Origin of the sequence: Niallia taxi, assembly GCF_032818155.1 — a bacterium.
Lineage (GTDB): Bacteria > Bacillota > Bacilli > Bacillales > Cytobacillaceae > Niallia > Niallia taxi_A.
In genome coordinates this window covers 3,761,447-3,785,465 of sequence record NZ_CP102589.1, presented here as the reverse complement: position 1 = coordinate 3,785,465, position 24,019 = coordinate 3,761,447, and the positions used below count along the sequence as shown (strand labels likewise).

Here is a 24,019-nt window from a genome sequence, read left to right as displayed (position 1 = left end):
AATTACTCCTTCCAGCACCTGTTTTATCTTAACAGGCAAGTCGCCTGCAGCCTTCAGGTCTTATCAACAATATTATACCATTTGTTGTTCGGGAATGGATAAACGGAGGATAGTTATGGAGAGGAAAGCCGGCATGTAAGCCGTCTTTCCATGCAGTCATTCTTCTTCTATGCGATTTTTAAAAGCTTCTTGTGTCACGATAAATTCTTCATCTTCAGGTGCATCTTCTGCATGTGTATGTTTTCTTACACCTTCTGGGAGTGGACCTGGGTGATGCTTTTTCTTATGTTCGAAATGTTTTCCTCTAGCCATTATTACACCCCTTTCTTACTGTAATAGTGTCCTGATAAAGAAAGATTTCTATTCTTCTAAACGGCATATTTTTAATCGGAAATACGGGTATAAACGAGGAATTTCCTCCTTTGCTAGGCTATACTAATAAAAAAGGAAAGGATGTGCATAGATGGATTTCTCTTCAATCGTTTCGGAAGATAAGATAAAAAGAGCCTATCAAGAAGGAGAATTTAATAATCTTCCTGGATTCGGAAAGCCCTTGCCTAAAGACAGTTTGGCAGCTGTACCACAGGAATTGCGCATGGCTTACCGAATTTTGAAAAACAGCGGATATTCAATCGAAGAAAATGAACTAAAGCAAGAATTGCTTACAATCGAGGATCTTATCAAGGCGTGCACGGATAAAGCTGAAACTGCAAAATTACAAACCAAATACAATCAAAAGCTAATTCAATTCCATCAAATAATGAAAAAAAGAACAGGGACCAGCCATTCAAAACTAATTGGAGGCTACCAGCAAAAAGTAGAGGATAAGCTGAGCAAATAGCCTGGTTATTTAGTAACAATACTTACTCAAGTTTATTCATAGTTAGAAAGCTGTTGTGAAACTGAACTATTTATCGATTTTCGATTAATAGCTCAGTTTTTTTATATTCGACTGCTAAGGGAAGGCGAGTGACCGCAGCGCAATGGAATGAACTAATTGTATACCTATACTTTATTTAAAATCCCAAGATCCATTGTTTAGCAGCTAGCAGAAATTATTAAATATTCATGGTTAAAAGGGTTATATTTTGCTTTTTTTTAGCAAATTTATTCATGTTCAAAAAACGTTCACAAATTTCATATAAATAAAAATCAATTTTTTCCTAAAAACTTGCTGAGAAATGTCGAAGAAAAGGAAGAGAAAGTCATTAAACTGTAATAAAACAAAAAAGTAATAGCAATAAAAGATAAAAGAATAAACTGTATGATAGGTGGTTTTTATGGATAAAACATCATTAATTGGTATTATATTAGCAATTATTGCAGTAGGGGTCGGAATGGTTTTTAAAGGGGTAAGCCCTTCTGTTCTTGCAAACCCAGCTGCCCTTCTGATTATCATTTTAGGGACTATAGCAGCAGTAGTTATTGCCTTCCCTACAAGTGAAATTAAAAAAGTTCCTAAATTATTTGGAGTTATCTTTAAAGAACAAAAGGTTCCAGACACGAAGGAGCTTATCCGCATGTTTTCTGAATGGGCTCAATTAGCTCGTAAAGAAGGTTTGTTGGCATTAGAATCAAAAACAGATGAAGTGGAAGATCCGTTTTTGAAAAATGGCTTGTCCATGTCAGTAGATGGTCAAAGCGCTGAATATATTCGTGATGTTCTATCAGAAGAAATTGAAGCAATGGAAGATCGCCATCAAGCTTCTGCATTAATCTTTACTCAAGCAGGAACTTATGCTCCGACACTTGGAGTACTTGGAGCTGTTATCGGGCTTATTGCCGCATTAGGTTATATGGACGATTCAGAAGGTCTTGGTCATGCTATATCAGCAGCATTCGTTGCGACAATGCTTGGTATTTTTACAGGTTACGTATTATGGCATCCATTTGCTAACAAGCTGAAAAGAAAGTCAAAAATCGAAGCAAAACAAAAATACTTGATGATTGAAGGAATCCTGTCTATTTTAGAAGGAGAAGCACCACGTGTTATTGAACAAAAACTAGCATCCTATTTGCCGATATCTGAAAGGAAGAAATTCCTTGAGGAAATGGAAGGCAGTGTGAGTGGAAATGAGTAAGAAAAGAAAAAAGAAGGAGCATCATGAGGAGCATGTAGATGAATCATGGCTTGTTCCATACGCTGACTTGCTGACATTGCTGCTGGCATTGTTTATCGTTTTATATGCGATGAGCTCTGTTGATCAGAAAAAGTTTGCTGCATTGGCAGAAGTTTTTAATCAGGAATTTCAAGCTGGAACTGGTATCTTTGAATATCCGAGTCCTACTCCTGCTGAAGTAGAAGAAAAGTCAGACTTGGATGAAAACAATAAAACCAAGGGAGACGCATCTGAGGAAGAATCCTCTAAGAACACAAATGTGTCAGAGGAAGAGCTCTCAGAAGCACAGCAAAAGCAAGATCAAGAGGAACTGCAAGGTGTTCAAGATAAATTAGATAGTTATATAGAGAAAAACAATTTAGAAGATAAACTGGAAACCTATTTGACAGATGAAGGTCTGCTTGTCTCCATAAGGGATAATGTCCTGTTTACATCAGGAAACGCGAATATTAGAGAGAAGGATGAACATCTAGTTTCAGAGATTTCCAATCTTTTAATTATGGACCCGCCGAGAAGCATCATTGTCAGCGGTCATACAGATAATGTACCGATTAAGAATGCTGAGTTCGAATCAAACTGGGATTTAAGTGTCTCAAGAGCGATTAACTTTATGAAGCTGTTATTGCGTAATAATGATAAGCTTAATCCAAGTTCCTTTAGTGCAAAAGGATATGGTGAATTTAAGCCGATTGCCAGCAATAAAACCGAAAAAGGCAGGGAGAAAAATAGGCGGGTTGAAATTTTAATACAGCCAAGAACGGTTACAGAAGACTAGAAATAGTCTTCTTTTTTTTTGAAAAATGCATATTTGTGAAAAGTTAGAAAATAATGCTTGTTCTGAAATAAACATAAGTTTATAATATAGACAAATGTTGAAGAAGGTGGAGGTGAAAAAATGAATGAAAAAGAGATTACGATATTGCAGCTGATACAAGAAAATCCGTTTCTAACGCAAAATGAACTTGCGGAAAAAACAGGATTATCAAGATCAGCAGTTGCTGGATATATCTCTGCGCTAACGCGTGAAGGGAAACTGCTAGGAAGGGCCTATGTATTACCACAAAAAAGAGAAGTTATTTGCATCGGTGGTGCTAATATAGATAGAAAAATTCAAGTCGAGGAGAAGATTAAATTTGGAACCTCAAATCCTGCCAGCACGAGTCAATCATGTGGCGGGGTAGCCCGCAATATTGCAGAAAACCTTGGGCGCCTTGGAATGGACAGCTCGCTGTTAACAATGGTTGGAGCAGACCATAGCGGTGATTGGATAATTGACTATACGAAGCTTTACGCTGATATGAAACCAACTCTAGTATCAGAAGATTACGTTACAGGTACATACACTGCTTTGCTTGATGTAGAAGGAGAGATGACAGTCGCTTTGGCGGATATGTCCATATACGACAGCATGACACAAGACATAATTGAAAAGCGCTGGGGTCATATTGCCTCAGCTGAACTAATAATTTTAGATACAAACTTCCCAGCTGACGTTCTTGAGCAGGTTATTGTTAGAAGCAGGAAGGAAAATTTGCAGCTTTGTGTCACACCTGTTTCTTCTCCAAAGGTGAAAAAGCTGCCGAACGACCTGAGGGGAGTAACATGGCTGATTGCCAATAAGGATGAAGCAGAGGCATTATCTGATATGAGGATTTACGAAGAAGGTGACTTCTTTAAGGCCGCTGAAATCATCATGAAAAAAGGCGTCGAGCGAGTAGTAATAACTCGTGGAGACAAGGGTCTGATTTTCTTTACAAAACTAGGGGAAGCTGGTGTCATTTTGCCACCTCCGATTGAAATTGAAGACGTGACAGGTGCGGGAGATTCTTTAGTTGCTGGCATTATGTATTCCTATTTGAAAGGGTTGAATACAGAAAACTGCTGCAAGATTGGCATTGCATGCTCACTGTTGACACTTCAATCACACGAAACAGTTAATCCATTATTAAACCAGAAAAAACTGCAGGACACCTTCAAAAAATACTTTGATTAAAGGAGAAATGAATTCATGAAAACAGAATGGCTAGAATACTCAAGCGAGGTATTAGAAGCAAAGAAGAACAACAAGGCGATTGTGGCATTAGAATCAACGATTATTTCTCATGGAATGCCGTATCCGCAAAATGTGGAGACAGCAAAAGAAGTAGAAGACATCATTCGTAAAAATGGGGCAGTTCCTGCAACAATTGCCATTATTGATGGGAAAATTAAGATAGGACTTTCTGATGATGAAATTGAATTTTTAGCAAAAAGCAATGATATTGAAAAAGCAAGCAGAAGAGACTTGCCATATTTGATTGCAAATAAGAAAAACGGTGCAACTACTGTTGCTGCAACGATGATTTGTGCTGAGCTTGCAGGAATAGAAGTGTTTGTGACAGGCGGAATCGGAGGGGTTCACCGTGAAGCAGAGCGAACAATGGATATTTCTGCAGACTTACAGGAATTAGCTCAAACGAGTGTAGCTGTTGTATGTGCAGGTGCGAAGTCAATCCTTGATATTGGATTAACACTTGAATATTTAGAGACATTCGGTGTGCCTGTTGTTGGATATGGTACAGAAACATTACCTGCCTTCTATACAAGAACAAGTCAATTTAACGTCAACTTCACTGTTGATGAGCCACAATTGGCAGCAGACATGATCCGTACAAAATGGGAGCTTGGTCTTAAAGGTGGAGTGGTAATTGCAAATCCAATTCCTGAAGATGATGCTATGGAAGAATCATATATTACAAACATCATTGAAACGGCTTTAAATGAAGCGAAGGAAAACGGCATTAGCGGTAAGAATGTTACACCTTTCTTGCTCAGCAAGGTGAAGGAACTTACTGAAGGCACAAGCTTGACAGCAAATATCGCATTAGTAAAAAATAATGCTGAAGTAGGCTCAAGGATTGCTGTTGAATTAAACAAAAAGTGATCAGGCACAAGACATATGGTGTTTCCTTTAAAGGAAACACCATATGTCTTTTTTTATGGAAGCGAATCCATTAAACGGTGTCGTCAATCTGCAGATGACTTTTTGAATTTGATGAACTCCAGGTAGCAAGAAAACTCATCTTTTGTTATTCCTTCCTTAATGGCTTCCTCTACTAAGTTTACCCATTCTGAATCCAAGTTGTCTGTTGAAGTTGGATTTGTTTCGAGTAACTCTTCCACGTGTGTGTCAAGGGTAGAAGCAAGCTTTGAAAGGACCTGTAATGAAGGATTCTTCTGAATTCCCCGTTCAATATAGCTCAAGTAAGACTTAGAGACACCTGCCCGGTCAGATAGCTCATTGATCGAGTAGCCTTTTTCTAACCGCAATCTTTTCAGTGCTGTACCAACCATTAGAAAAATCTCCTTATGTAATATAACATGATTTCATTATAACGAACGTTTTGTTCAATAAAAAATACAAAAAAAGCTAGAATAACGGAGTAAATTCGAGAAAAAGAACGAAAACCGTTCGTTAAAGAGAAAAAATAACGGATTTTAGAATTTTCCAAAATGAGATAATTGAACTATACTAAATTCATGAGTTCTATAAAAAGAACAAAAAATCATTTAAAAAGAACTATTTTTGGCACTAATGGTCATTAGTCATTCAACTGACTAATAAAAGGATATGTAAAGCAGGTGGAATATGTATAGAAAAAACTGTGATAAGTGCAATCGGCCTTCATACAGCAGCAGTGAAAGAGGAGAATGGTTTTGTCCAGTCTGCAATAATGACCTCACTAAGTACCCGTTTTTTGATGCAATGACCTTTGAAAAAATTCATGTGAATTATTCTTTTAAGAAAGTTTTATCAGCATACAGAAATCAGTATGTAAAAAAAGACAAATAAACTTAGTTGAATATTTCGACAGAAACCAACATGATTATACAAAAAAATGGCAAATGTATACTAGAATTATGTAAAAATGTAGAAAAAAGTAGAAAAATAATTTGTTGGAATTCAAAATTTCTTACAAATTTATACACATATGTAAAAAGAAAAGTTATATAATAAAATTCATAAAAGAACAGGGCAAACCAACTCGAAAGATTGGGACGCAAAGTCACGGGTCTAAAGTTATTGAACAATGACAGCCGGACTGCCAAAGTACAATAAGTATTTTTGGGAGAGGGGCAGAATTAAGTGATAGAGGAAAAATTAGTTGTAGAAGAACTAGACACAGAATGGATTCAGTTAATGAAGGAAGCAAAAAAAATAGGACTGGACATAAAAGATGTGCGTAATTTCATCAATAACGATTAGAAGATTACTTAATTCAAGATAGTACTTAATTAATAAAACCTCATTAATTTATGTAAAGGAAAAATTAGCGCGCAATTTTTGTATTTACCTAAAATTATTTTAAAATTCAGATACATAATGAAGTAAGCATAGATTTATTTCTGCTCATTTATATATTTCTTTTACAGACTGCTTTAAAGAATAAATGAAAAAGACACAATTGCTTGTGTCTTATAATTATCTTATTTAAGTGAACTGTAAAAGTTCTATTTTTTTTGTTCAATTCTCCATTTATTATATTCAAGAAACTCTCGGAATTCAGCTTTGGAAACACCAGAGTCCATTGCTTCTTTTACGATTTTCAGCCACTCTGTGTCAAGATCATCTTTATTTTGCTGCTCATTTATAAGATGGTCGACTGGAACATTAAAAACAGAAGCAATTTTTTCTAAAAACTGTATGGATGGATTTGACTGGAGATTGCGCTCCAAGGAACTTAAATAAGATTTTGCAACACCTGCTTGTTCAGCAAGTTCTGACAATGACATTCTTTTTTCTAAGCGAAGTTTTTTAACACGATCACCGATCATACAGTCTCACACACCTTATCACTATATGTAATAATATCATAACAAATATAATACAAAAGTTCCATATAAAGAACAAATTGTTCGATGATTTTGTTAATACTACCAAAAAAAATTCATAAATTATACAATTTTACCGCATTAAATGATACTAATTTATGAAAATATATGAACAAAGACCTTTTGTTATATCTATTTATAAATACTTATCGTAATCAATACCCTGTTTTTTTACCATATAAACCTCTTTTTTGAATTTTTTACGTTTTTTCGTTTTTAGACAAGCCATAATAAAAAAGGTAGAATAGAGGCGAAGAAATAAAAGGCTAATTGAACGTTGGTGAAAAGGGATGAATAAATACTTAGTAATATTTGAAGAAATTGAAACAGCGATAAGAAATGGGAAATATGCACCAAACAGTATACTGCCTTCTGAAAATGAATTAGCGGAGCGGTATGATACATCAAGAGAAACAATTCGTAAAGCATTAAATATTCTTGCTCAGAAGGGGTATATTCAAAAATTGCGCGGAAAAGGTTCTCTAGTACTAGATATGCAAAAGCTGCAGTTTCCAATATCAGGACTTGTGAGCTTTAAGGAATTAGCTGAAAAAATGGGCAGCAGCTCTGTCACTCATATTGAAAGCTTTGCTAAAAATGTACCTACAGCAGTTCTCCAAAAGGAAATGAATCTTAAAAAGGATGAATCCATTTGGGAAGTATCACGTATCAGGGAAATAAATAAAGAAAAAATCATTCTTGATAAAGACTATATTGTGGAAAGATTTGTTCCTGGACTCACAAAGGAAATCTGCAGTCATTCGATCTTCGATTATATCGAAAAGGATTTGAAGCTGAAGATCGGTTTTGCGAGAAAAGAATTTACGGTTGAGATTCCAACAGAAGAGGATTATCGGCTCCTTGATTTAGAAGGATTTCAAGCGATTGTTGTCGTGAAGAATTATATCTATTTTGAAAACGCTACCCTTTTCCAATATACTGAATCGAGACATAGACCAGATAAGTTCAGGTTTGTTGATTTTGCAAGGCGTAATGAATAAATTTATCATTTTTATGTTTTATCTTGTCCAATTGGGGAAATTTATCTCTGAAATCAAAAAGAAGGAGATGTTCCCTATATGAGTAAAATTGCAACATTAATAACTAATATGTTCGAGGATTCAGAGTATACGGAGCCGGCAAAGTCCTTCAAGGAAGCTGGACACGAGGTAGTGACAATTGAGTTCGAAGCAGGAAAAACAGTGACAGGCAAACAAAAGGAAGCGGAAGTAAAAATCGATAAAAGTATCGATGATGTTACTCCAGATGAGTTTGATGCGTTGTTTATTCCTGGTGGATTTTCGCCTGACCAGCTCCGTGGAGATGATCGTGCTGTTGCATTCGCAAAATCCTTTATGGACAGCAATAAACCAGTATTCGCAATCTGTCACGGACCACAGCTATTGATTACAGCTAAAACATTAGAAGGAAGAAATGCAACTGGGTACAAGTCTATTAAAGTAGACATGGAATATGCAGGCGCAACTTATAAAGATGAAGAGGTAGTGGTTTGCGGCGGCCAGCTTGTGACAAGCAGAACACCAGAGGATATTCCTGCATTTACTAGAGAATCTTTAAAGCTTCTTGAGAAATAAAGTGTAAACAAAAACAGTGGTTAAAACTGAACTATTATCGATTAATAGTTCAGTTTTTTTATTTAGAGTTTGTTTCTGTATAAGTACAATAGCAACCCGCACCAGTGTTTCAATGTTAGATGAAATTATTTATCATTGCTTTAAATTTGTTTATCAAAGCCTCTTAAAGAGGTGTTGTATTATTTCTTACGCAAGTTTCCTAATTCCTCAGCTAATGCCTGCATTTCATTTGGGCTAAAAGAATCTCTTTTCATAATATGCTCATAAATTTCCTTTAACTCCACATACATTTCTTCATCAAAATGTGTAGGTTTGATTGCGCCAAAATTTAGCACCTTCAGCTTTTCCTTTATTTGTTCAATCATATATTCCACATTTTCAGTTGATTTAATTTCTAAGTTCACAAAAATCTCTCCTTTTTGCAGGATCTTAGATCAAGCAAATCTTTTGTCCCACTTTTTTTCTATCTTTTCATGTGCACGAACAAATGTCAATTCATATTTGTCTTTTCAAAATGAAGCAAATTAAGATAAGCTAAAACAAAACATGCTGTTAGGAATTAATGTATGTTCTTATGAAATGGAGGAAAAATAAGATGGAAGTTCGTGTGTTATTTATTTGCCTAGGAAATATTTGTCGGTCACCAATGGCAGAGGCAATATTTCGGGATCTTGTCAAAAAAGAAAAGCTGCAAGACCACATTACATGCGATTCAGCAGGTACTGGCGGATGGCATACAGGGAATCCGCCGCATCAAGGAACAAGAGAAATATTGAAAAAGAACTTGATTAGCGATACAGGAATATTGGCAAGGCAGCTGCAAATAGCTGATTTGGACAGCTTCGACTATTTAATTGCGATGGATAACAGCAATCGGGAAAATATCAGGCTTTTAAATGAACAACTCGAAGAAATTGAAGTCCATTTACTGATGGATTTTGCAGAAAATCGGGTATATGAAGAAGTACCTGACCCTTATTATACTGGCAACTTTGATGAGGTATACAAGATGGTAACAGATGGTTGTAGGGGATTGCTGAGAAGCATCAGGAATAAATACCATTTGTAATTATCTAAATTCTAAATGGAAGGAAGATGCATATGGCACAGATTAGCTTAGTGAAAGGGATTTTATTAGGCGGTTTGATAGGAGCTTCTTTAAGTATGCTTGATAAACAAACGAGGAAGAATTCTATGTACAAAATGAGGAATCTAAAATCCTCCTTCACCGATTTTGACTCAATGAGCTCAAGTATCACAGATACATCTGAAAAGGTAAAGCTAACAGCTGAGAAGGTTTCTAGCGATGTTGCATTTATTATGGAAAAGGTCGAGGAGCTAAAAGAGGTTACACCGACAATCGCAAGCATTGTGAAGGAAACGAAGGATGCTTTCACTTCAGACAGTATACATGAGGAGGAGTACAAGCCGCATGGATTAACATCAAGCATATCAAGCACTTCAAGCACACAGTACTTGCCTCAGTATACACACTAAACCCTAGACTTTTGTAGCTAATGCCTGTCCTAAGAGGATATTATAAAGAACAGGTTTGTCCTTGCGGGAAGTAGGGGAAAAGAACAATATTAGCTAAACCGACAAATAGGCAGGTGGGGTTTATGGGAGAGGCAACTAGTTTTGTGAAGCAATTAGCAGTAAAAATAAAAAATGATGATGTGTTTGATCTTGCGGCACAGCTCGCGTATTACTTTTTACTTTCAATTTTTCCGCTGATCATTTTTATGATGACATTATTGCCGTATTTGCCAATCACAAAGGATGATTTGTTAAATTTGATTTCACAATTTGCTCCAGGCGATAGTATGGATATCATTGAAACAAACCTGGAGCAAGTTCTCAGCAGAAACGGGACATTGCTTTCCTTTGGTATCATTGCAACAATTTGGTCTGCTTCAAATGGGTTGAATGCGATTATCAAGGCACTCAATAAAGCATATGAAGTAGAAGAAACACGTTCCTTTATTGTGGCAAGAGCCATGTCTGTTGTATTAACACTAGGTATGATTGCTGTTGTGGTAATCGCATTGCTGCTGCCAGTGTTTGGAGAGCAGATAGGTGTGTTTTTGTTTTCCCAATTCAATTTATCGGATGAGTTTTTAAGTGTTTGGAGAGCACTGCGCTTTTTAGTGTCTCCTGTCATCTTATTTATTGTTTTCCTTGCATTATATTGGGTAGCTCCAAACAAGAAAATCACTTGTGTAAGTGCCATTCCTGGTGCCCTTTTTGCATCAATAGGGTGGGTGCTTGTATCACTGGGCTTTTCCTTTTATGTAGGTAATTTCGGCAACTATTCAGCAACATATGGCGGGATTGGTGCAATTATCGTGCTAATGATCTGGTTTTATTTAACTGGAATTATTATCATCATTGGCGGAATTGTCAACGCGATATTCACAAGCCGTAAGAAGAAGCCTTGCTAAATTGCCAGCATATGTGCAAAAAGACCGCATTTTACCTCTTATAATAATGACCAGAAAACATAAAATAAGCTTGGGGAAATTATTATAACGGGGTGATAGCAATGGGCAAAAAGACTAAACAAAACAGCAAAAGTAAGCCAAAACATAAAACATCCGGTTCATCAAATGGACAAAACGGTTATCACTAAATAAAAGAGCAGCCACTTACATAGTGGCTGCTTTTTTGTTAGCTCCGCAGTAGACGAAGACTGTTGAGAATGACAAGAATGGTGCTGCCTTCATGGCCGATTACGCCGAAGGGAAGATCAACTGCTTGCAAGAGATTAGAAATAATCAGGAGCATAATGACAGAGATAGAGAATACAACATTTTGTTTGACGATTCTATTCATGCGTTTTGATAATTTTATCGCTTCAGCAATTTTTGGTAGATCATTCTTCATAAGAACAATGTCTGCTGTCTCAAGGGCCACATCTGTCCCTCCGCCCATTGCAATTCCTACTTGTGCAGTGGCAAGTGCAGGTGCATCATTGATGCCATCACCAACCATAGCCACCATACCATATCGATTCTTTAATGCCTTTATATGGTCAACCTTTTGTTCTGGCAGACATTCTGCTATATACTCATGGACACTGCTTTCCTTGGCAATAGCATGGGCTGTCTTTTCACTGTCACCAGTCAGCATAAGTGTATGAATTTGATAATCCTTCAATAGCTGAATTGCTGCTTGTGTTTCTTTGCGGACAATATCCTTTAAACCGATACATGCGATTATTTCGTCGTTTGTTGCAATAAAAACTACTGTTTTTCCTTCCAGCGATAGCTGGTCATAAATTGAAGCATGAAAGCTTTTTGCTTCACTTGTCCCCACAAAATCTGCTTTTCCGATTTTCCACTCTACGCCATCAATATTTGCAGTGACGCCCCAACCAGAGCTGTTTTGAACATTAGCAAGTGCCAAAAGCGGCTTTTGAAGGGTTGCAGCTGCACTCTCCACGATTGCTTTGGCTAGTGGATGATTCGAGTGATTTTCAATGCTTGCTGCATAAAGGAGTACCGTTTCCTTCTTATAGCCTTCCTTCACATAAATATCAGTTACAGTTGGATTTCCTTTTGTAAGTGTTCCTGTTTTGTCAAAGGCAATTGCCTGGACTGCTGCCAAATTTTCTAAATGGACGCCGCCTTTAAACAATATTCCGTTTCGTGCGCCGTTAGAAATGGCAGACAAAGTCGCAGGCATGATGCTTGCCACAAGTGCGCAAGGTGAAGCAACAACAAGGAGAATCATCGCTCTGTAGAATGTTTCATTCCAACTCCAGCCTAATACGAAATGAGGCAGGAACATCATGATGACAACAATGGCTAACACTACCTTTACATAAGTGCCTTCAAACTTTTCTATAAATGCTTGGGCAGGTGACTTTTCACTTTGAGCCGACTGGACAAGTGCAATAATTTTTTGGAAAAGTGTTTCATCAGCATTTTTAGTTATTTCAACTGTCACAGAGCCGCTGATATTTACTGTCCCAGCGAAAACTTCATCAGTAATATTTTTCGTTACAGGCAGTGATTCGCCAGTTATAGCTGCTTCATCTATTGCCGTTTCGCCTGAAAGTATCCTTCCATCTGCTGGCACCCTTTCGCCTGGCTTTATTAAAATTCGGTCATTGATGGAAAGGGAAGCAACAGGAATAAGCTCTACTGAACCATCAGCCATAACCTTCCATGCCTTTTCAGGCTGAAGATTCATCAATGCAGATATTTCTTTATGACTTTTATTCATTGTATATGTTTCGAGAGCCCCGCTTACAGCGAAAATAAAGATCAGTACAGCTCCCTCTGTCCAATAGCCAATAATTGCCGAGCCAATAGCAGCAAACACCATCAACATCTCGACATTTAATGCTTTGTTTTCAATCGTCTCTTCAATACCTTCCTTTGCTTTAGCGAAGCCGCCGATTATAAATGCGAGTATATACGAGATAGTGGATAGTGCTTCTGATTGATAGTGATCAAGCAGCCAGCCTGTAAGAATCAACAGCCCGCATATTCCTGCAGCAATCAGTTCCAGATGTGGCAGGACCTTTTCTAACAAGGGTGACTTAGGTGCAGGTGCTTGTTGTGTGATTGGTTTTGTTTCCGTCAACATAGGTATTCCTCCTAATTTTTTATATTATTAATGAGAAAGATAATCAGCTTCATTACCCCTAAAAAACACGAAAGCTGCCACCTGTATAGGTGACAGCAAAATTTCATAAGCACGCTGATAAAATCAGACTTCGTGCTTTATTCGTATTTAGTTATTTTAATCCTAACATAAACTAGCAGCAATTGGTATACTTTTGCCTTAATTTGGGACTGTATTTGCTTGCTTCTGACCTTTTTGCTTTCCGGAAATAAAAATGATTAAACCTAATAGCAACAGCATTGTACTTATAACAAGGAAATAGCTGAGATCTTCAACATATTGAATAAACAGTCCACCAAGATATGGTCCTGTTAAGCTGCCGATGCTGAATGCCATTCCACACAGCAAATTTCCAGTTGGAAGCAATGTTGTCGGCACTAGGTCGGTCATATAGCTGACACCAAGAGAAAAGGTGGACCCAACTGCCATACCAGCAATGAACAGACAAATGGCAAGCCCGATAAATCTTTGCTCCACAAAGCTTGCTGAAAGGAAACAGACAAAGCCAACTAAAAGAATGGTAATTAATGTTCTTCTTCGTCCGTAAGAATCGCTTAATATTCCAAGCGGGAACTGAAAAACAATCGCTCCAATGGAAAAGCATGTTAATAAAATCGAGATTTCAGAAAGCTGGAAGTCCAATCTCAGCCCGTAAACGGGAAAGCTGGAATTTAGGCTTGATTCCAAAAAACCATATGCCAGGGGAGGAAGAAAGGCTGCCCACGCATATTTTAAAGCGGAAGAAAAACGAGAAATTGTATCTTTAAATGAATTTGTCTCAACTGTTTGCTCAGGAAAATCATTCTTCAAGAACAAGGTGAATATCCATGCAGCAAAGCATAAGGCTGATGAGAGTATAAAAGGAATGGCCTCATTTATTTTCACTAATGGTGTCATAAGGGGGCCAACTGCAAATCCAATGCCAAAAAACACGCCATACAAGGAAATATTCCTTCCTCTGTTTTTTTCTGAGGAAACAGTTGTAATCCATGTTTGTGTTGCGAAATGGAGGGCATGATCTCCAATACCGATAAGCAAACGCAAAAAGAACCAAAACCAGAATGTTTTCCATAGCGGAAACATAGCTAATGATAAAATAACGAGCAGCCCGCCAAAAACAATCGCTGGTTTATATCCGTATTTTCGGAGCGGGTATTCCATAAAAGGAGAAATGAGCAGGATGCCCATGTATAAGCCTACTGCATTCAAGCCATTTAAACTCGAAGACAGCCCGTCACCTTCAAAGATAACAGCAATCAGTGGAAGCAGCATCCCTTGGCTGAAGCCAGATATGCTGACGATGCTGATCAGTATTGCAAACTTTTTGTTAGTCATTATGTAAATGCTCCTTATAGCTGTATAAAAAATTTAGTATCCCTAAATAATGGTAACGTAAGGAGAGAAGGATTGGCAATAAAAAATTTCCATTAAAATAAAGAAAGCTGCCGCTTTAGAAATAGCGGCAGCTTGTTTTTTTGTTTTACAATTCAAGCAATTCTGCTTTTGAAGCAGAATCGGCAAAATAACGAATTTTCTGTGGCTTCAACTGTAATAGCACATAATTGGGATCATCCGGACCACCAAGCCATTTGCTTAGCGAGTCATCCCAATATTTTTCTTTTTTATCTTTTGAATCCTCAATAGAGGCTGTTGCCTCGATTTCACAATATGCACCAGAAGGGTTAGCATCTTGAGCACCCAAAAGAATATGAACATTTGGTTCTTGTCCAATGTCATCAACCTTATGTGTTTCTTTATTTGTTGCTGTATAAAGTGTCAGGTCATCGTGAAAGAAAAGCATAAAGCGGCTGTATGGTTTTTGGTCCTGTATTGTCGCTAATGTGCCAGTTTTTTGATTTTCGAATAGTTCCAGTATCTTTGTCTTTAATGCTTCACTCATGATTAAAAAAACTCCTTTCCATTCCTTGTTAGTATTGGTGGTTTATCTGTATTTTATATACCCTAATTCCTAATCAAAAAAGCAGAAAATGTTGGTATATTACGGAATGGTTTGGATAAACCTGAAATATACTGGTCTGTGAACTGTGAGAAGTTAAAGGTTTGAAAAAATGATGTTTAGGAAAAATAAAGTCAGGGAAGATTTTAATGTTAAAAATAAAAGGAGTGGGGTAAGTGGTAAATAAAATTTTTGCCCTGGCAGTCCTCATTGGGGTTCCAATATCTGTTATTGGCTCATTGCTGCACTGGCCGAGCATTCTCATGTTTATCGTATACTGTTTGACCATCATTGCCCTCTCAAGCTTTATGGGGAGAGCGACAGAAAGCTTGGCGATTGTCGCCGGACCAAGAATTGGCGGTTTGCTGAATGCCACATTTGGAAATGCAGTCGAATTAATCATTGCGATTTTTGCCTTGAGGGAGGGACTGACAGAGGTTGTTTTGGCTTCCTTGACAGGTTCCGTTCTTGGAAACCTGCTGCTTGTTGCAGGACTGTCCTTTTTTATTGGCGGTCTTAAATACAAGGTACAAACATATAATGTGTTTGATGCAAGACATAATTCAGGCTTGCTGATGTTTGCGGTCATCGTTGCATTTGTTATTCCAGAGGTTTTCTCTATTTCCATGAACGAATCAGAAACATTAACATTAAGTATTGGAATTTCCATTATTCTTATTTTGTTATACTTAGCAGCACTATTCTTTAAGCTTGTTACACATCGAGGAGTATATCAAACAGAAAATAATAAAGAGGGTGGAGCAGCAGGAAGCCACCATGAAGAGGTGCCTGAGTGGAGTGTAAAGAGAAGTGTACTAATACTCGCTCTTGCAACATTGGCGGTTGCCTACATATCCGAAAATCTTGTTCATACATTTGAAATTGTTGCAGAATCGTTCGGATGGTCAGAGCTGTTTATCGGGATTATTATCGTCGCGATTGTTGGGAATGCAGCAGAACATGCTTCTGCAGTCCTTATGGCATATAAAAACAAGATGGACATTTCTGTTGAGATTGCAATTGGTTCCACCTTGCAGGTAGCAATGTTTGTAGCACCTTTGCTCGTATTGCTATCGCTTATGTTCCCGACAAACCTGTCACTTGTTTTCAGCTTGCCAGAGTTGGTTTCGATGGCATCTGCTGTTTTACTCATGATTATCATCTCAAATGATGGGGAAACAAACTGGTTTGAAGGAGCAACATTGCTTGCTGCCTACTTGATTATGGGGGTAGGGTTCTACCTGCTGTAAACTGTCCTTAGAAAAAATATAAAGCCGTCCAGCTTTCTTTACAGCTGGACGGCTTTTTATAGATGGCATCACCTTTATCGTTTTGATTTAGGCTAAATAAGTATAATTATTGTTTGCTTATGTTCCTTGGACAAAATCAAGTCGCTTCCATCGGACCACCACCAACTTTTCTTTAATAGATACGGTTAATGCTAAACTGTCCTTTGTCAAAAATGGTCTATCCTCCTTTTGTATTAAGCGAAGTGATTAGCTGCCCTCCTTTTGTTTGATAAGCCTATTATAATATAAATTTAGATTAATGTAAATATTCAGTTAATTTAATTTTAAGGTTTTTGTACAAGTTTTCTGGGACTAGCGCATATGTATAAAAGACGAGCTTAAATGAAGGGAGGAGTTATCATATGGCTTTGTTTTACCGTAGCCTTTTTTATGTTGTTGGGCTGTTGATTTTGTCATTTGGGGCGACATTGACCATTAAAGCGAATTTGGGAGCAGGACCTTGGGATGCCTTGAATGTTGGCTTGTCGGCATTAATTGGCTTAACAATTGGCAGCTGGATTGTCATAATCGGGATTCTGCTAATCTTCGTTAATGCACTTTTGCTAAGGAGAAAACCTGCATTGCTGTCATTGTTCACTGTGTTTATTCTCGGGTTTTTTGTTGATTTTTGGATGGCTCATCTTATAAACGTTTTCAATTATTTTCTGTTTATGAATCAGCTGCTCCTGTTAATTGGTGGACTTGTTATTATCGGACTGGGAATTTCTCTATATTTGCAAGCGAGTTTTCCTTTGAATCCCATTGACGAATTTATGGTGAGTCTTCAGGAACGCTTTGGTCTTAATATCATGGCATCCAAGCTAATCGGAGAGATTTTGGCATTGATTTTTGCCTTTATGGTTAATGGACCAATCGGAGTTGGAACAGTCATTATTGCGATTGGAATCGGACCTGCCATTCAAGTGTTCCATCCAATTTGCTGCGGGATAATGGATAAATTGGCGATTAAATAGCATCTAAAAAAAATTGTTGTCTTAAAGTAGCATAATCTAGGCGAACTCCGAAAAAAATAACAGTAAACATTACTGTTAGGTTTGAAAGGAGTTCTTTAATTTGAAACGCATTGGTATTATTCTATTAGCTTTTCTAATGATGCTGCCTAATATTGCACCAGCATTTGCAGAAAAACCGAAGGACAAGCAAGATATGCCAAAATCAAAGCTTGTTGCTATCCCGAATTCAGTCATGAATATCACGAAGGAAAACACCTATCCAAATCCTTCTCAGGACTTGCCGAAGCTGCAGCCAAGTGAGCTGACACAGACGCTTATTAATTCCTCAAAGGTGAAAATAGAGAACCCTGACTTGATTCGCATGCTTAATGAGACAACTGTTAACAGCACACCTTTTGCAATTGGTTATAAAGCGATTGTTTATATTGGTCAATGGCCATTAAACTACGAGTCGACAGAAACAGCTCCAAACTGGGAATACCAAAAAATAAATACGAATTTTTATGACAACAGAGGTGGAAAGGCGCCATATCAAATCCATTATGTACAAGAATCTCAAAAAATCATCAGAGGCGGTTTGACAGCTAAAATACCGAATGCAGAAGAAGTCAAAAAAATGATGATGCTAAAAGCAATGCAAAATTCAGGGCTGTCACTTGCCTTTGAAACAGTGATAGGAACTGGAACGAAAAAAGACCAAATTTATAACATCCCAGCCAAAAGACTAGGCTATTTATACGGATATGCACCTGCTGTAAATGAAAAAGGAAAGGTCACATACGGCGAAGTGTATTTAATGCTTAAGGGTGGTAAAAAGTCGATTGTCGTCAAAAACGTTACATCCCAAGGCATCGGGGCGTGGATTCCTGTTCAGGATCATGTTTCCTTTGGATTCCTTGCAAGCGAAAAACCGAGATAATAAACAAAGCAGCGATAATCATCGCTGCTTTTATTTTAGCGTGTTATTAATGCTGTGTTTTTTGTGAAGTCGATATCACGATAATAGCTGTTTTTGACAAGCACGTTCGGACCAAGACATTGCACACTTGGGCAATGGCAGTTAAGTGAGGAAGCAAGGTCTGTTGCCATCCACTTCTCGAAAATGTCAGGAAGCTTATCTGTTTTAATATTTCCAAGGGCTGGTGTATCACCGAAGTCTGTAACGATAACATCTCCTGAGAAGATGTTAACATTCAAACGGGAACGGCCGTCTGGATCATTGCGGACAGTGACGTTTTTACTTGCGTATAAACGTTTTAAAAGCTCCTGATCTTCTTTTGTGCTGCTGCATGGATAAAACGGGAGTGTACCAAAAAGCATCCATACATTTTCATCTCTAATATCAAGTAAATGATGAATGCTATGACGCATTTCCTCTAGTGACAAAGTTTCCATAGTAGAAGCGAAGTCAGAAGGGTACATAGGATGAATTTCATGGCGCTGACATTTCATTTCGTCAACAATTTGGCGGTGAATATGCTCTAAGTAAGGCAGTGTTTGCTTGTTCAGCATCGTTTCCGCTGATACGACAACACCAGCCTCGACCAATGCCCGGCTATTTGTGATGATGTTTTGGAAAAGCTTTCCTCTATGCTCATATGACGGCTTTCTTGCCATCATCGCAAAGCCTCTTTCTGCAAACTCTTCTTCTGTGCCCCAGTTATGGGAGATATGAAGGACATCCAAATAAGGAATAATCGGCTCATAGCGGCCAAGATCAAGAGTCAAGTTAGAGTTAATTTGTGTTTTTACACCCCTGCTGTGGGCGTATTTAAATAACGGAACAACATAGTTTTCCACAGACCTGCGACTCATCATTGGCTCACCGCCTGTAATGCTCATAGAGCGAAGATGTGGTATTTCATCAAGTCTTTTCAGCAACAAATCAATTGGCAAGGCGTTCGGGTCCTTCGGCTGAAGGGTGTAACCGACTGCACAATGCTCACAGCGCATATTACATAAAGTTGTGGTTGTAAATTCTATATTGGAGAGGGTCATCCCTCCATGCTGGGTTATATCCATATAAGCTTCCCAAGGGTCGTTCTTAGGATTTACAATCGGATTTTTTTGAGAAATCATGATATTACTCCTTTGAAAAAGTTGCGTATTAAGCATCTGCTTGTTTAAATCTCCAATCATATGGGAAATAGACAAGTATTGATATAAAAAAGGGAGATGATCTGATGTCTAATGAAAACAAGGGAAACAGTAAACTATTGGCTGGAATTGTCATCGGCGGTGTCATCGGGACAACATTATCCCTCATGGATCGTACAACAAGGACAAATGCTAAGGTGAAAGTGCAGCAGTGGAAGGATTCAACCAACCAGCTAGTACATGAGCTAAGAGAAAATCCTGCTCAAGTAAAGCAAGATACTAGTGAAAAATTGCATTATTTAAGTGATACAATGCGAGAGGTTATGAATGACAGCCAAACGATGTTTCAGCATATTCAAAACACAATCAATGCAAGAACACAGGATTTAAAAGAAATAGCAGGAGATTTCAAGCAGCTTTACTTTCAATCAAAGCGCCAATATCAGTCTATCCAACATAAATTACAGGAGACAAAGTCCCAGATTGGAATGAACACTAACTCATCCAATGATTCAGAGCTTCTCCCTGTAGTTGCACAAGACCACTCCCTTATAGAAAGGGAAAAGGCTACCTTATAATTATGATGCGAAACGCACGTATAGTATAGTGTAACATAAAAAAAATCGAACTCGTCACCTATATTACCTGTAGGTGATCTTTTTTTTCGGAACAAAAATGGTGACAGGTGTAAAAAATGTGTTATTGTGCAAACATAAGTATAGAAGGAAAAAGATTGCCGGAAGCTGATATTTTCGGTACGATGGATATGAAAGTGAAAGGAGAGATTTTTGTTGGGCACTTCTATTACAAACAAAAATGAACAAGTAGATTTTTTGAAAACGAGATTAAATATGTTTCTTGATGTGTTGGATGCTATTGATCCGGAAGAGGCGGAGCTTGAGGATATCGACCGCTTGATTGAGATGATCGATGATATTGAATCGAAATGTAATGAATTTAAACATAGAGATGAATAATGAGAAAGCTCCGCTAAGGGGCTTTTTTACTTTGTAATTATGAAAACGATTACAAATTACTGTTGCAGATTTATGAGTAAGAGTATAATTTAGGAAGGTAGACATGCTTTAAAAAGGGTTGAGGGGGAAAAATAAATGAATATCGAAGCTTTAAGGGCAAGTATATATCAATTGATTGAAGAAACATCTACAAATCTGCCGAAGGATGTCCGCCGCGCCATCAAATCAGCAGCGCAATGGGAAAGTGCTGGAACGAGATCGGCGATGAGCCTTGAAACAATTCAAGAGAACATCGGGATGGCCGATATGGAAGTGTCACCAATTTGTCAGGATACAGGGCTTCCAACATTTAAGATTAAGACACCTGTTGGCACAAACCAACTGGAAATAAAGGCAGTAATTCATGAATGCATAGAATTGGCAACACAAAAAGGCAAGCTCCGTCCTAATTCTGTAGATTCGCTTCATGGAGTAAACAGTGGCAATAATTTAGGAGCAGGAACACCTGTCATTAAATTTGAGCAGTGGGAAAAGGATTACATAGATATTGGATTAATCTTAAAAGGCGGCGGTTGTGAAAACAAAAATATTCAATACAGTTTGCCTTGTGAGCTTGATGGGCTAGGAAGAGCTGGCAGGGACTTGGACGGGATTCGCAAATGCATTCTCCACTCTGTTTATCAAGCACAAGGACAAGGCTGCAGTGCCGGCTTTATTGGTGTGGGAATAGGAGGAGACCGTTCAAGCGGATATGATTTAGCAAAGGAACAGCTTTTCCGGACTGTTGACGATGTTAATGAAAATGCGGAGCTTGCAGAGCTGGAAGCATATATCATGGAAAATGCTAATAAGCTTGGAATCGGTACAATGGGGTTTGGCGGAGAAACGACTTTGCTTGGCTGCAAAATTGGGGTGATGAATCGCATTCCTGCAAGCTTTTTCGTATCTGTTGCATATAATTGCTGGGCATTTCGCAGATTAGGAATAAAGCTTGATGCAAATACAGGCAGCATTATTGCATGGAAATACCAGGATGGAGAGAAAATTACCTTCACCGACAAAAAAAAATCAGCTGCCGAGGATACAGTCATTAAGCTTCATGCACCAATCTCTGAGGAGGAAATCCGTCGGCTGAAAGTCGGTGATGTTGTTGAAATCAGCGGAATGATGTATACCGGCAGAGATGCTATTCATAAATACTTGAGCACAAACGATTCTCCTGTTGATTTAAACGGACAAGTTATCTACCATTGCGGGCCAGTAATGCTAAAAGATGATGAAGACATATGGCATGTGAAAGCGGCAGGACCAACAACGAGTATTCGTGAGGAGCCATATCAAGGGGATATTATGAAGAAATTCGGCATCCGTGCTGTCATGGGCAAAGGCGGGATGGGCACGAAAACCTTAAATGCTTTAGCAGAGCATGGCGGCGTCTACTTAAATGCAATCGGCGGTGCAGCCCAGTATTATGCTGATTGCATAAAGGAAGTTAAAGGAGTGGACCTTATGCAATTTGGTATCCCAGAAGCAATGTGGCATTTGCAGGTGGAAGGCTTCCGTGCCGTTGTGACTATGGATTCTCATGGCAATTCCCTGCATGAGGATATTGAAAAATCATCATTAGAAAAGCTCACTCAGTTTAAAGAACCTGTTTATAAATGATTGTTTAATTTACCAATCATTTTTCCCTTCTTCTAACAAATAATAAGTTTAGATTTGTTAAAAGGAGGGAGAAAGGTGAAGCAGTATAAATTAATTTCGGCTTTTTTCGTTATGTTTCTGCTCATTCAGCATCCAGTAATGGCGAACGTATCCAACCAGCCACAGCACTGGGGCTTCAAAAAATCAAGCAATGAGCAGCCAGCGGAAGCAGGGCAGCCGCTTGATGATCTATTAGGAAAATATGGAGCTTTTTATAAGGACAGTCCTGATGAGAAGGTCTTGTACCTGACATTTGATAATGGTTATGAAAATGGCTATACAGGAAAAATCCTTGATGTACTGAAAAAAGAAAAGGTACCGGCCACTTTTTTTGTGACAGGACACTATTTGCAAAGTGCCACAGATTTAGTGAAACGAATGGCTGACGAAGGTCATATAATTGGAAATCATTCCTATCATCACCCAGACTTTACACAAGTTTCTGATCAAAGACTGAAGGAAGAGCTAGAGAAGGTTGCGAAAGAAACAGAAGCGATAACTGGAAAAAAAGGCATGAAATACTTACGGCCGCCCCGCGGTATTTTCAGTGAGCGGACATTGATGCTCGGCAAGGAGCTGGGATATACACAGGTGTTTTGGTCACTTGCGTTTGTCGATTGGAAAACAGATCAGCAAAGAGGCTGGCAATACAGCTATGATAATATTATGAAGCAGGCCCATCCAGGCTGCATTATGCTCCTTCATACTGTGTCTAAAGATAATGCAGATGCCCTTGAGCAATCAATCAAAGACTTGAAGAAAAGAGGCTATACATTTAAAAACCTTGATGATTTTATGGCAAAGCAGAAGAAATAAACTAACAAGCCCATTTTACTGTGGGCTTGTTTTCTTTTTGTAAAAGTATAGGATGTTTCATAGAACTTCCACATATATCCATGCTATAATAGTGGAAAACAGAACAGGTGATTCTATTGCGTATTGTCCCGGTTTTAGGTCCATATAATTTTGATCTTGTGTTAAGCCGCTTAGCGTTAGACCCATTACATCAAGTAGATGCCACAGAAAGGTCCGTAAAGGTGCCTATTGGTTTAGAAAATGAAAAAATAGTTGCCAAGGTGAAAGCAATTGGTACAACGGAAGGACCTGTCTTCCAGCTAGAAGGAATACCAATAAAGCATGAAGAGGAAGTTATTCGAGAGCTTACAAGGATTTTTCAGTGGGAAAGCTCACTTATTGATGTTCATGAGCATTTTCAAGGCACAGAATTGAAGGAGCTCTTTAACAGTCATTTCGGAACACCACTTGTGCTCGATTTTCATCCATATAATTGTCTCGTAAAATGCATCATCCATCAGCAGCTTAATATTAAATTTGCGTATACCTTAACAGAAAGATTTGTGAAAGCATACGGAACAGAAGTTAACGGGGCATGGTTTTACCCGAGTCCTGATCGTGTTGCAGCACTAACAGTAGAGGAATTGAGAGAGCTGCAATTCAGCACAAGAAAAGCAGAATATATTATTGATATATCGAAGGAAATTGCTGAAGGCAGGCTTAGCTTAGAGAGCCTTTATGATAGAACAGATGAAGAGATTATGAAGGAATTAATCGTCTACAGAGGAATTGGCCAATGGACGATTCAGAATGTGCTTTTATTCGGACTTGGACGGCAGAATTTATTCCCGATTGCAGATATCGGCATCCAAAATGCATTAAAGAAACTGCTTGGACTTGAAGCAAAGCCGACGAAAGAAGAGATGGAGCAATTAATCCCAGCTTGGGAGCCCTATTTAAGCTATGCTTCCCTTTACTTATGGCGCAGCATTGAATAAATCCATGAA

The 24,019-nt window shown here is 38.2% G+C and carries 27 protein-coding genes and 1 riboswitch; of the genes, 19 read left to right on the top strand and 8 right to left on the bottom strand.

All coding sequences use genetic code 11. The features are described from left to right. Positions 1–156: 156 nt before the first annotated feature. Positions 157–312: a hypothetical protein gene (locus tag NQZ71_RS18895; protein ID WP_164849731.1), complete on the bottom strand. Its 156-nt coding sequence runs from the start codon at positions 310–312 to the stop codon at positions 157–159. 151 nt (positions 313–463) lie between these two features. Between NQZ71_RS18895 and NQZ71_RS18890 the strand changes: the two genes are divergently transcribed. The 5 genes from NQZ71_RS18890 (at position 464) to NQZ71_RS18870 (ending at position 5,043) form a co-directional block, all read left to right on the top strand. Then, positions 464–841: a DnaJ family domain-containing protein gene (locus NQZ71_RS18890; protein ID WP_317011135.1), complete on the top strand. Its 378-nt coding sequence runs from the start codon at positions 464–466 to the stop codon at positions 839–841. Between the two features lie 439 nt (positions 842–1,280). Further along, positions 1,281–2,081, top strand: coding sequence for a flagellar motor stator protein MotA (gene motA / locus NQZ71_RS18885; protein WP_127740082.1), 801 nt, complete (start codon positions 1,281–1,283; stop codon positions 2,079–2,081). Beyond that, a complete protein-coding gene (motB, locus tag NQZ71_RS18880; RefSeq protein ID WP_317011134.1) occupies positions 2,074–2,895 on the top strand; it encodes a flagellar motor protein MotB in 822 nt (273 codons plus the stop codon). Before motA ends, motB begins: the two co-directional genes overlap by 8 nt. A 120-nt stretch (positions 2,896–3,015) precedes the next feature. After that, positions 3,016–4,113: a carbohydrate kinase gene (locus tag NQZ71_RS18875; RefSeq protein ID WP_185764577.1), complete on the top strand. Its 1,098-nt coding sequence runs from the start codon at positions 3,016–3,018 to the stop codon at positions 4,111–4,113. A gap of 15 nt (positions 4,114–4,128) precedes the next feature. Next, the gene (locus NQZ71_RS18870) at positions 4,129–5,043 is read left to right on the top strand and encodes a pseudouridine-5'-phosphate glycosidase (protein ID WP_144456096.1); all 915 of its coding nucleotides are present in this window, start codon (positions 4,129–4,131) and stop codon (positions 5,041–5,043) included. An 83-nt stretch (positions 5,044–5,126) separates the two neighbouring features. Here NQZ71_RS18870 and NQZ71_RS18865 read toward each other — a convergent pair whose 3' ends face one another. Then, positions 5,127–5,453, bottom strand: a complete 327-nt coding sequence (locus NQZ71_RS18865) for a helix-turn-helix domain-containing protein (protein ID WP_127740073.1) — start codon at positions 5,451–5,453, stop codon at positions 5,127–5,129. A 671-nt stretch (positions 5,454–6,124) separates the two neighbouring features. Next, positions 6,125–6,210, top strand: a riboswitch (cyclic di-GMP riboswitch). 36 nt (positions 6,211–6,246) lie between these two features. Here NQZ71_RS18865 and NQZ71_RS18860 point away from each other — a divergent pair. Further along, positions 6,247–6,366, top strand: coding sequence for an anti-repressor SinI family protein (locus NQZ71_RS18860; RefSeq protein ID WP_375545208.1), 120 nt, complete (start codon positions 6,247–6,249; stop codon positions 6,364–6,366). A 245-nt stretch (positions 6,367–6,611) separates the two neighbouring features. Here the strand turns inward: NQZ71_RS18860 and NQZ71_RS18855 are convergent, their stop codons facing one another. Further along, a complete protein-coding gene (locus NQZ71_RS18855) occupies positions 6,612–6,935 on the bottom strand; it encodes a helix-turn-helix domain-containing protein (protein WP_127740071.1) in 324 nt (107 codons plus the stop codon). Between the two features lie 347 nt (positions 6,936–7,282). On the opposite strand from NQZ71_RS18855, the gene treR reads away from it, so the two are divergent. Then, positions 7,283–7,993, top strand: a complete 711-nt coding sequence (gene treR, locus NQZ71_RS18850) for a trehalose operon repressor (protein ID WP_144456094.1) — start codon at positions 7,283–7,285, stop codon at positions 7,991–7,993. A gap of 78 nt (positions 7,994–8,071) precedes the next feature. Beyond that, complete coding sequence (locus tag NQZ71_RS18845) at positions 8,072–8,587, top strand: type 1 glutamine amidotransferase domain-containing protein (protein WP_144456092.1); 516 nt, start codon at positions 8,072–8,074, stop codon at positions 8,585–8,587. 179 nt (positions 8,588–8,766) lie between these two features. On the opposite strand, the gene NQZ71_RS18840 is transcribed toward NQZ71_RS18845, so the two are convergent. After that, the gene (locus NQZ71_RS18840; RefSeq protein WP_127740065.1) at positions 8,767–8,991 is read right to left on the bottom strand and encodes a DUF1128 domain-containing protein; all 225 of its coding nucleotides are present in this window, start codon (positions 8,989–8,991) and stop codon (positions 8,767–8,769) included. Between the two features lie 191 nt (positions 8,992–9,182). On the opposite strand from NQZ71_RS18840, the gene NQZ71_RS18835 reads away from it, so the two are divergent. From NQZ71_RS18835 to NQZ71_RS18825, 3 genes are all read left to right on the top strand, one after another. Next, entirely contained in the window at positions 9,183–9,656 is a 474-nt protein-coding gene (locus NQZ71_RS18835) for a low molecular weight protein-tyrosine-phosphatase (RefSeq protein WP_144456090.1), read from the top strand. A gap of 32 nt (positions 9,657–9,688) precedes the next feature. Further along, the gene (locus tag NQZ71_RS18830) at positions 9,689–10,084 is read left to right on the top strand and encodes a YtxH domain-containing protein (protein ID WP_144456088.1); all 396 of its coding nucleotides are present in this window, start codon (positions 9,689–9,691) and stop codon (positions 10,082–10,084) included. A 122-nt stretch (positions 10,085–10,206) separates the two neighbouring features. Further along, positions 10,207–11,028 (top strand): YihY/virulence factor BrkB family protein, encoded by an 822-nt coding sequence (locus tag NQZ71_RS18825; RefSeq protein WP_127740059.1) that lies wholly within the window; start codon positions 10,207–10,209, stop codon positions 11,026–11,028. A gap of 226 nt (positions 11,029–11,254) precedes the next feature. On the opposite strand, the gene NQZ71_RS18820 is transcribed toward NQZ71_RS18825, so the two are convergent. The 3 genes from NQZ71_RS18820 to NQZ71_RS18810 form a co-directional block, all read right to left on the bottom strand. Beyond that, positions 11,255–13,180 (bottom strand): heavy metal translocating P-type ATPase, encoded by a 1,926-nt coding sequence (locus tag NQZ71_RS18820; RefSeq protein WP_317011132.1) that lies wholly within the window; start codon positions 13,178–13,180, stop codon positions 11,255–11,257. A 198-nt stretch (positions 13,181–13,378) separates the two neighbouring features. Next, entirely contained in the window at positions 13,379–14,554 is a 1,176-nt protein-coding gene (locus tag NQZ71_RS18815) for an MFS transporter (RefSeq protein ID WP_317011131.1), read from the bottom strand. 145 nt (positions 14,555–14,699) lie between these two features. After that, positions 14,700–15,119 carry a pyridoxamine 5'-phosphate oxidase family protein gene (locus NQZ71_RS18810; RefSeq protein ID WP_317011130.1) on the bottom strand — a complete coding sequence of 140 codons (420 nt, stop codon included), beginning with the start codon at positions 15,117–15,119 and terminating at the stop codon, positions 14,700–14,702. A 233-nt stretch (positions 15,120–15,352) separates the two neighbouring features. On the opposite strand from NQZ71_RS18810, the gene cax reads away from it, so the two are divergent. The 3 genes from cax to NQZ71_RS18795 all read left to right on the top strand — a co-directional run bounded on the left by cax (position 15,353) and on the right by NQZ71_RS18795 (position 18,358). Next, entirely contained in the window at positions 15,353–16,426 is a 1,074-nt protein-coding gene (gene cax / locus NQZ71_RS18805) for a calcium/proton exchanger (RefSeq protein ID WP_144456082.1), read from the top strand. Positions 16,427–16,827: 401 nt separating this feature from the next. Further along, complete coding sequence (locus tag NQZ71_RS18800; protein ID WP_127740049.1) at positions 16,828–17,439, top strand: YczE/YyaS/YitT family protein; 612 nt, start codon at positions 16,828–16,830, stop codon at positions 17,437–17,439. A 139-nt stretch (positions 17,440–17,578) separates the two neighbouring features. Further along, positions 17,579–18,358: a YfkD famly protein gene (locus NQZ71_RS18795; protein ID WP_394374135.1), complete on the top strand. Its 780-nt coding sequence runs from the start codon at positions 17,579–17,581 to the stop codon at positions 18,356–18,358. A 35-nt stretch (positions 18,359–18,393) separates the two neighbouring features. On the opposite strand, the gene yfkAB is transcribed toward NQZ71_RS18795, so the two are convergent. Further along, positions 18,394–19,518, bottom strand: a complete 1,125-nt coding sequence (gene yfkAB, locus NQZ71_RS18790; RefSeq protein ID WP_144456080.1) for a radical SAM/CxCxxxxC motif protein YfkAB — start codon at positions 19,516–19,518, stop codon at positions 18,394–18,396. Between the two features lie 104 nt (positions 19,519–19,622). On the opposite strand from yfkAB, the gene NQZ71_RS18785 reads away from it, so the two are divergent. From NQZ71_RS18785 to NQZ71_RS18765, 5 genes are all read left to right on the top strand, one after another. Next, positions 19,623–20,114, top strand: coding sequence for a YtxH domain-containing protein (locus tag NQZ71_RS18785; RefSeq protein ID WP_144456078.1), 492 nt, complete (start codon positions 19,623–19,625; stop codon positions 20,112–20,114). Between the two features lie 213 nt (positions 20,115–20,327). Then, a complete protein-coding gene (locus tag NQZ71_RS18780; protein ID WP_127741785.1) occupies positions 20,328–20,513 on the top strand; it encodes an SE1561 family protein in 186 nt (61 codons plus the stop codon). A gap of 135 nt (positions 20,514–20,648) precedes the next feature. Continuing rightward, positions 20,649–22,178, top strand: a complete 1,530-nt coding sequence (locus tag NQZ71_RS18775) for a fumarate hydratase (protein WP_317011128.1) — start codon at positions 20,649–20,651, stop codon at positions 22,176–22,178. A 111-nt stretch (positions 22,179–22,289) separates the two neighbouring features. After that, the gene (gene pdaA / locus NQZ71_RS18770) at positions 22,290–23,033 is read left to right on the top strand and encodes a delta-lactam-biosynthetic de-N-acetylase (protein WP_317011766.1); all 744 of its coding nucleotides are present in this window, start codon (positions 22,290–22,292) and stop codon (positions 23,031–23,033) included. A gap of 116 nt (positions 23,034–23,149) precedes the next feature. After that, entirely contained in the window at positions 23,150–24,010 is an 861-nt protein-coding gene (locus tag NQZ71_RS18765; RefSeq protein ID WP_260054063.1) for a DNA-3-methyladenine glycosylase family protein, read from the top strand. The last annotated feature ends 9 nt before the right edge of the window (positions 24,011–24,019 follow it).

Excerpts from the sequence above, each read along its gene's own strand:
- NQZ71_RS18895 (WP_164849731.1), bottom strand. The coding sequence starts at position 312 with ATGGCTAGAGGAAAACATTTCGAACATAAGAAAAAGCATCACCCAGGT.
- NQZ71_RS18890 (WP_317011135.1), top strand. The coding sequence starts at position 464 with ATGGATTTCTCTTCAATCGTTTCGGAAGATAAGATAAAAAGAGCCTAT.
- motA (WP_127740082.1), top strand. The coding sequence starts at position 1,281 with ATGGATAAAACATCATTAATTGGTATTATATTAGCAATTATTGCAGTA.
- motB (WP_317011134.1), top strand. The coding sequence starts at position 2,074 with ATGAGTAAGAAAAGAAAAAAGAAGGAGCATCATGAGGAGCATGTAGAT.
- NQZ71_RS18875 (WP_185764577.1), top strand. The coding sequence starts at position 3,016 with ATGAATGAAAAAGAGATTACGATATTGCAGCTGATACAAGAAAATCCG.
- NQZ71_RS18870 (WP_144456096.1), top strand. The coding sequence starts at position 4,129 with ATGAAAACAGAATGGCTAGAATACTCAAGCGAGGTATTAGAAGCAAAG.
- NQZ71_RS18865 (WP_127740073.1), bottom strand. The coding sequence starts at position 5,453 with ATGGTTGGTACAGCACTGAAAAGATTGCGGTTAGAAAAAGGCTACTCG.
- NQZ71_RS18855 (WP_127740071.1), bottom strand. The coding sequence starts at position 6,935 with ATGATCGGTGATCGTGTTAAAAAACTTCGCTTAGAAAAAAGAATGTCA.
- treR (WP_144456094.1), top strand. The coding sequence starts at position 7,283 with ATGAATAAATACTTAGTAATATTTGAAGAAATTGAAACAGCGATAAGA.
- NQZ71_RS18845 (WP_144456092.1), top strand. The coding sequence starts at position 8,072 with ATGAGTAAAATTGCAACATTAATAACTAATATGTTCGAGGATTCAGAG.
- NQZ71_RS18835 (WP_144456090.1), top strand. The coding sequence starts at position 9,183 with ATGGAAGTTCGTGTGTTATTTATTTGCCTAGGAAATATTTGTCGGTCA.
- NQZ71_RS18830 (WP_144456088.1), top strand. The coding sequence starts at position 9,689 with ATGGCACAGATTAGCTTAGTGAAAGGGATTTTATTAGGCGGTTTGATA.
- NQZ71_RS18825 (WP_127740059.1), top strand. The coding sequence starts at position 10,207 with ATGGGAGAGGCAACTAGTTTTGTGAAGCAATTAGCAGTAAAAATAAAA.
- NQZ71_RS18820 (WP_317011132.1), bottom strand. The coding sequence starts at position 13,180 with ATGTTGACGGAAACAAAACCAATCACACAACAAGCACCTGCACCTAAG.
- NQZ71_RS18815 (WP_317011131.1), bottom strand. The coding sequence starts at position 14,554 with ATGACTAACAAAAAGTTTGCAATACTGATCAGCATCGTCAGCATATCT.
- NQZ71_RS18810 (WP_317011130.1), bottom strand. The coding sequence starts at position 15,119 with ATGAGTGAAGCATTAAAGACAAAGATACTGGAACTATTCGAAAATCAA.
- NQZ71_RS18800 (WP_127740049.1), top strand. The coding sequence starts at position 16,828 with ATGGCTTTGTTTTACCGTAGCCTTTTTTATGTTGTTGGGCTGTTGATT.
- NQZ71_RS18795 (WP_394374135.1), top strand. The coding sequence starts at position 17,579 with ATGCTGCCTAATATTGCACCAGCATTTGCAGAAAAACCGAAGGACAAG.
- yfkAB (WP_144456080.1), bottom strand. The coding sequence starts at position 19,518 with ATGATTTCTCAAAAAAATCCGATTGTAAATCCTAAGAACGACCCTTGG.
- NQZ71_RS18785 (WP_144456078.1), top strand. The coding sequence starts at position 19,623 with ATGTCTAATGAAAACAAGGGAAACAGTAAACTATTGGCTGGAATTGTC.
- NQZ71_RS18775 (WP_317011128.1), top strand. The coding sequence starts at position 20,649 with ATGAATATCGAAGCTTTAAGGGCAAGTATATATCAATTGATTGAAGAA.
- pdaA (WP_317011766.1), top strand. The coding sequence starts at position 22,290 with ATGTTTCTGCTCATTCAGCATCCAGTAATGGCGAACGTATCCAACCAG.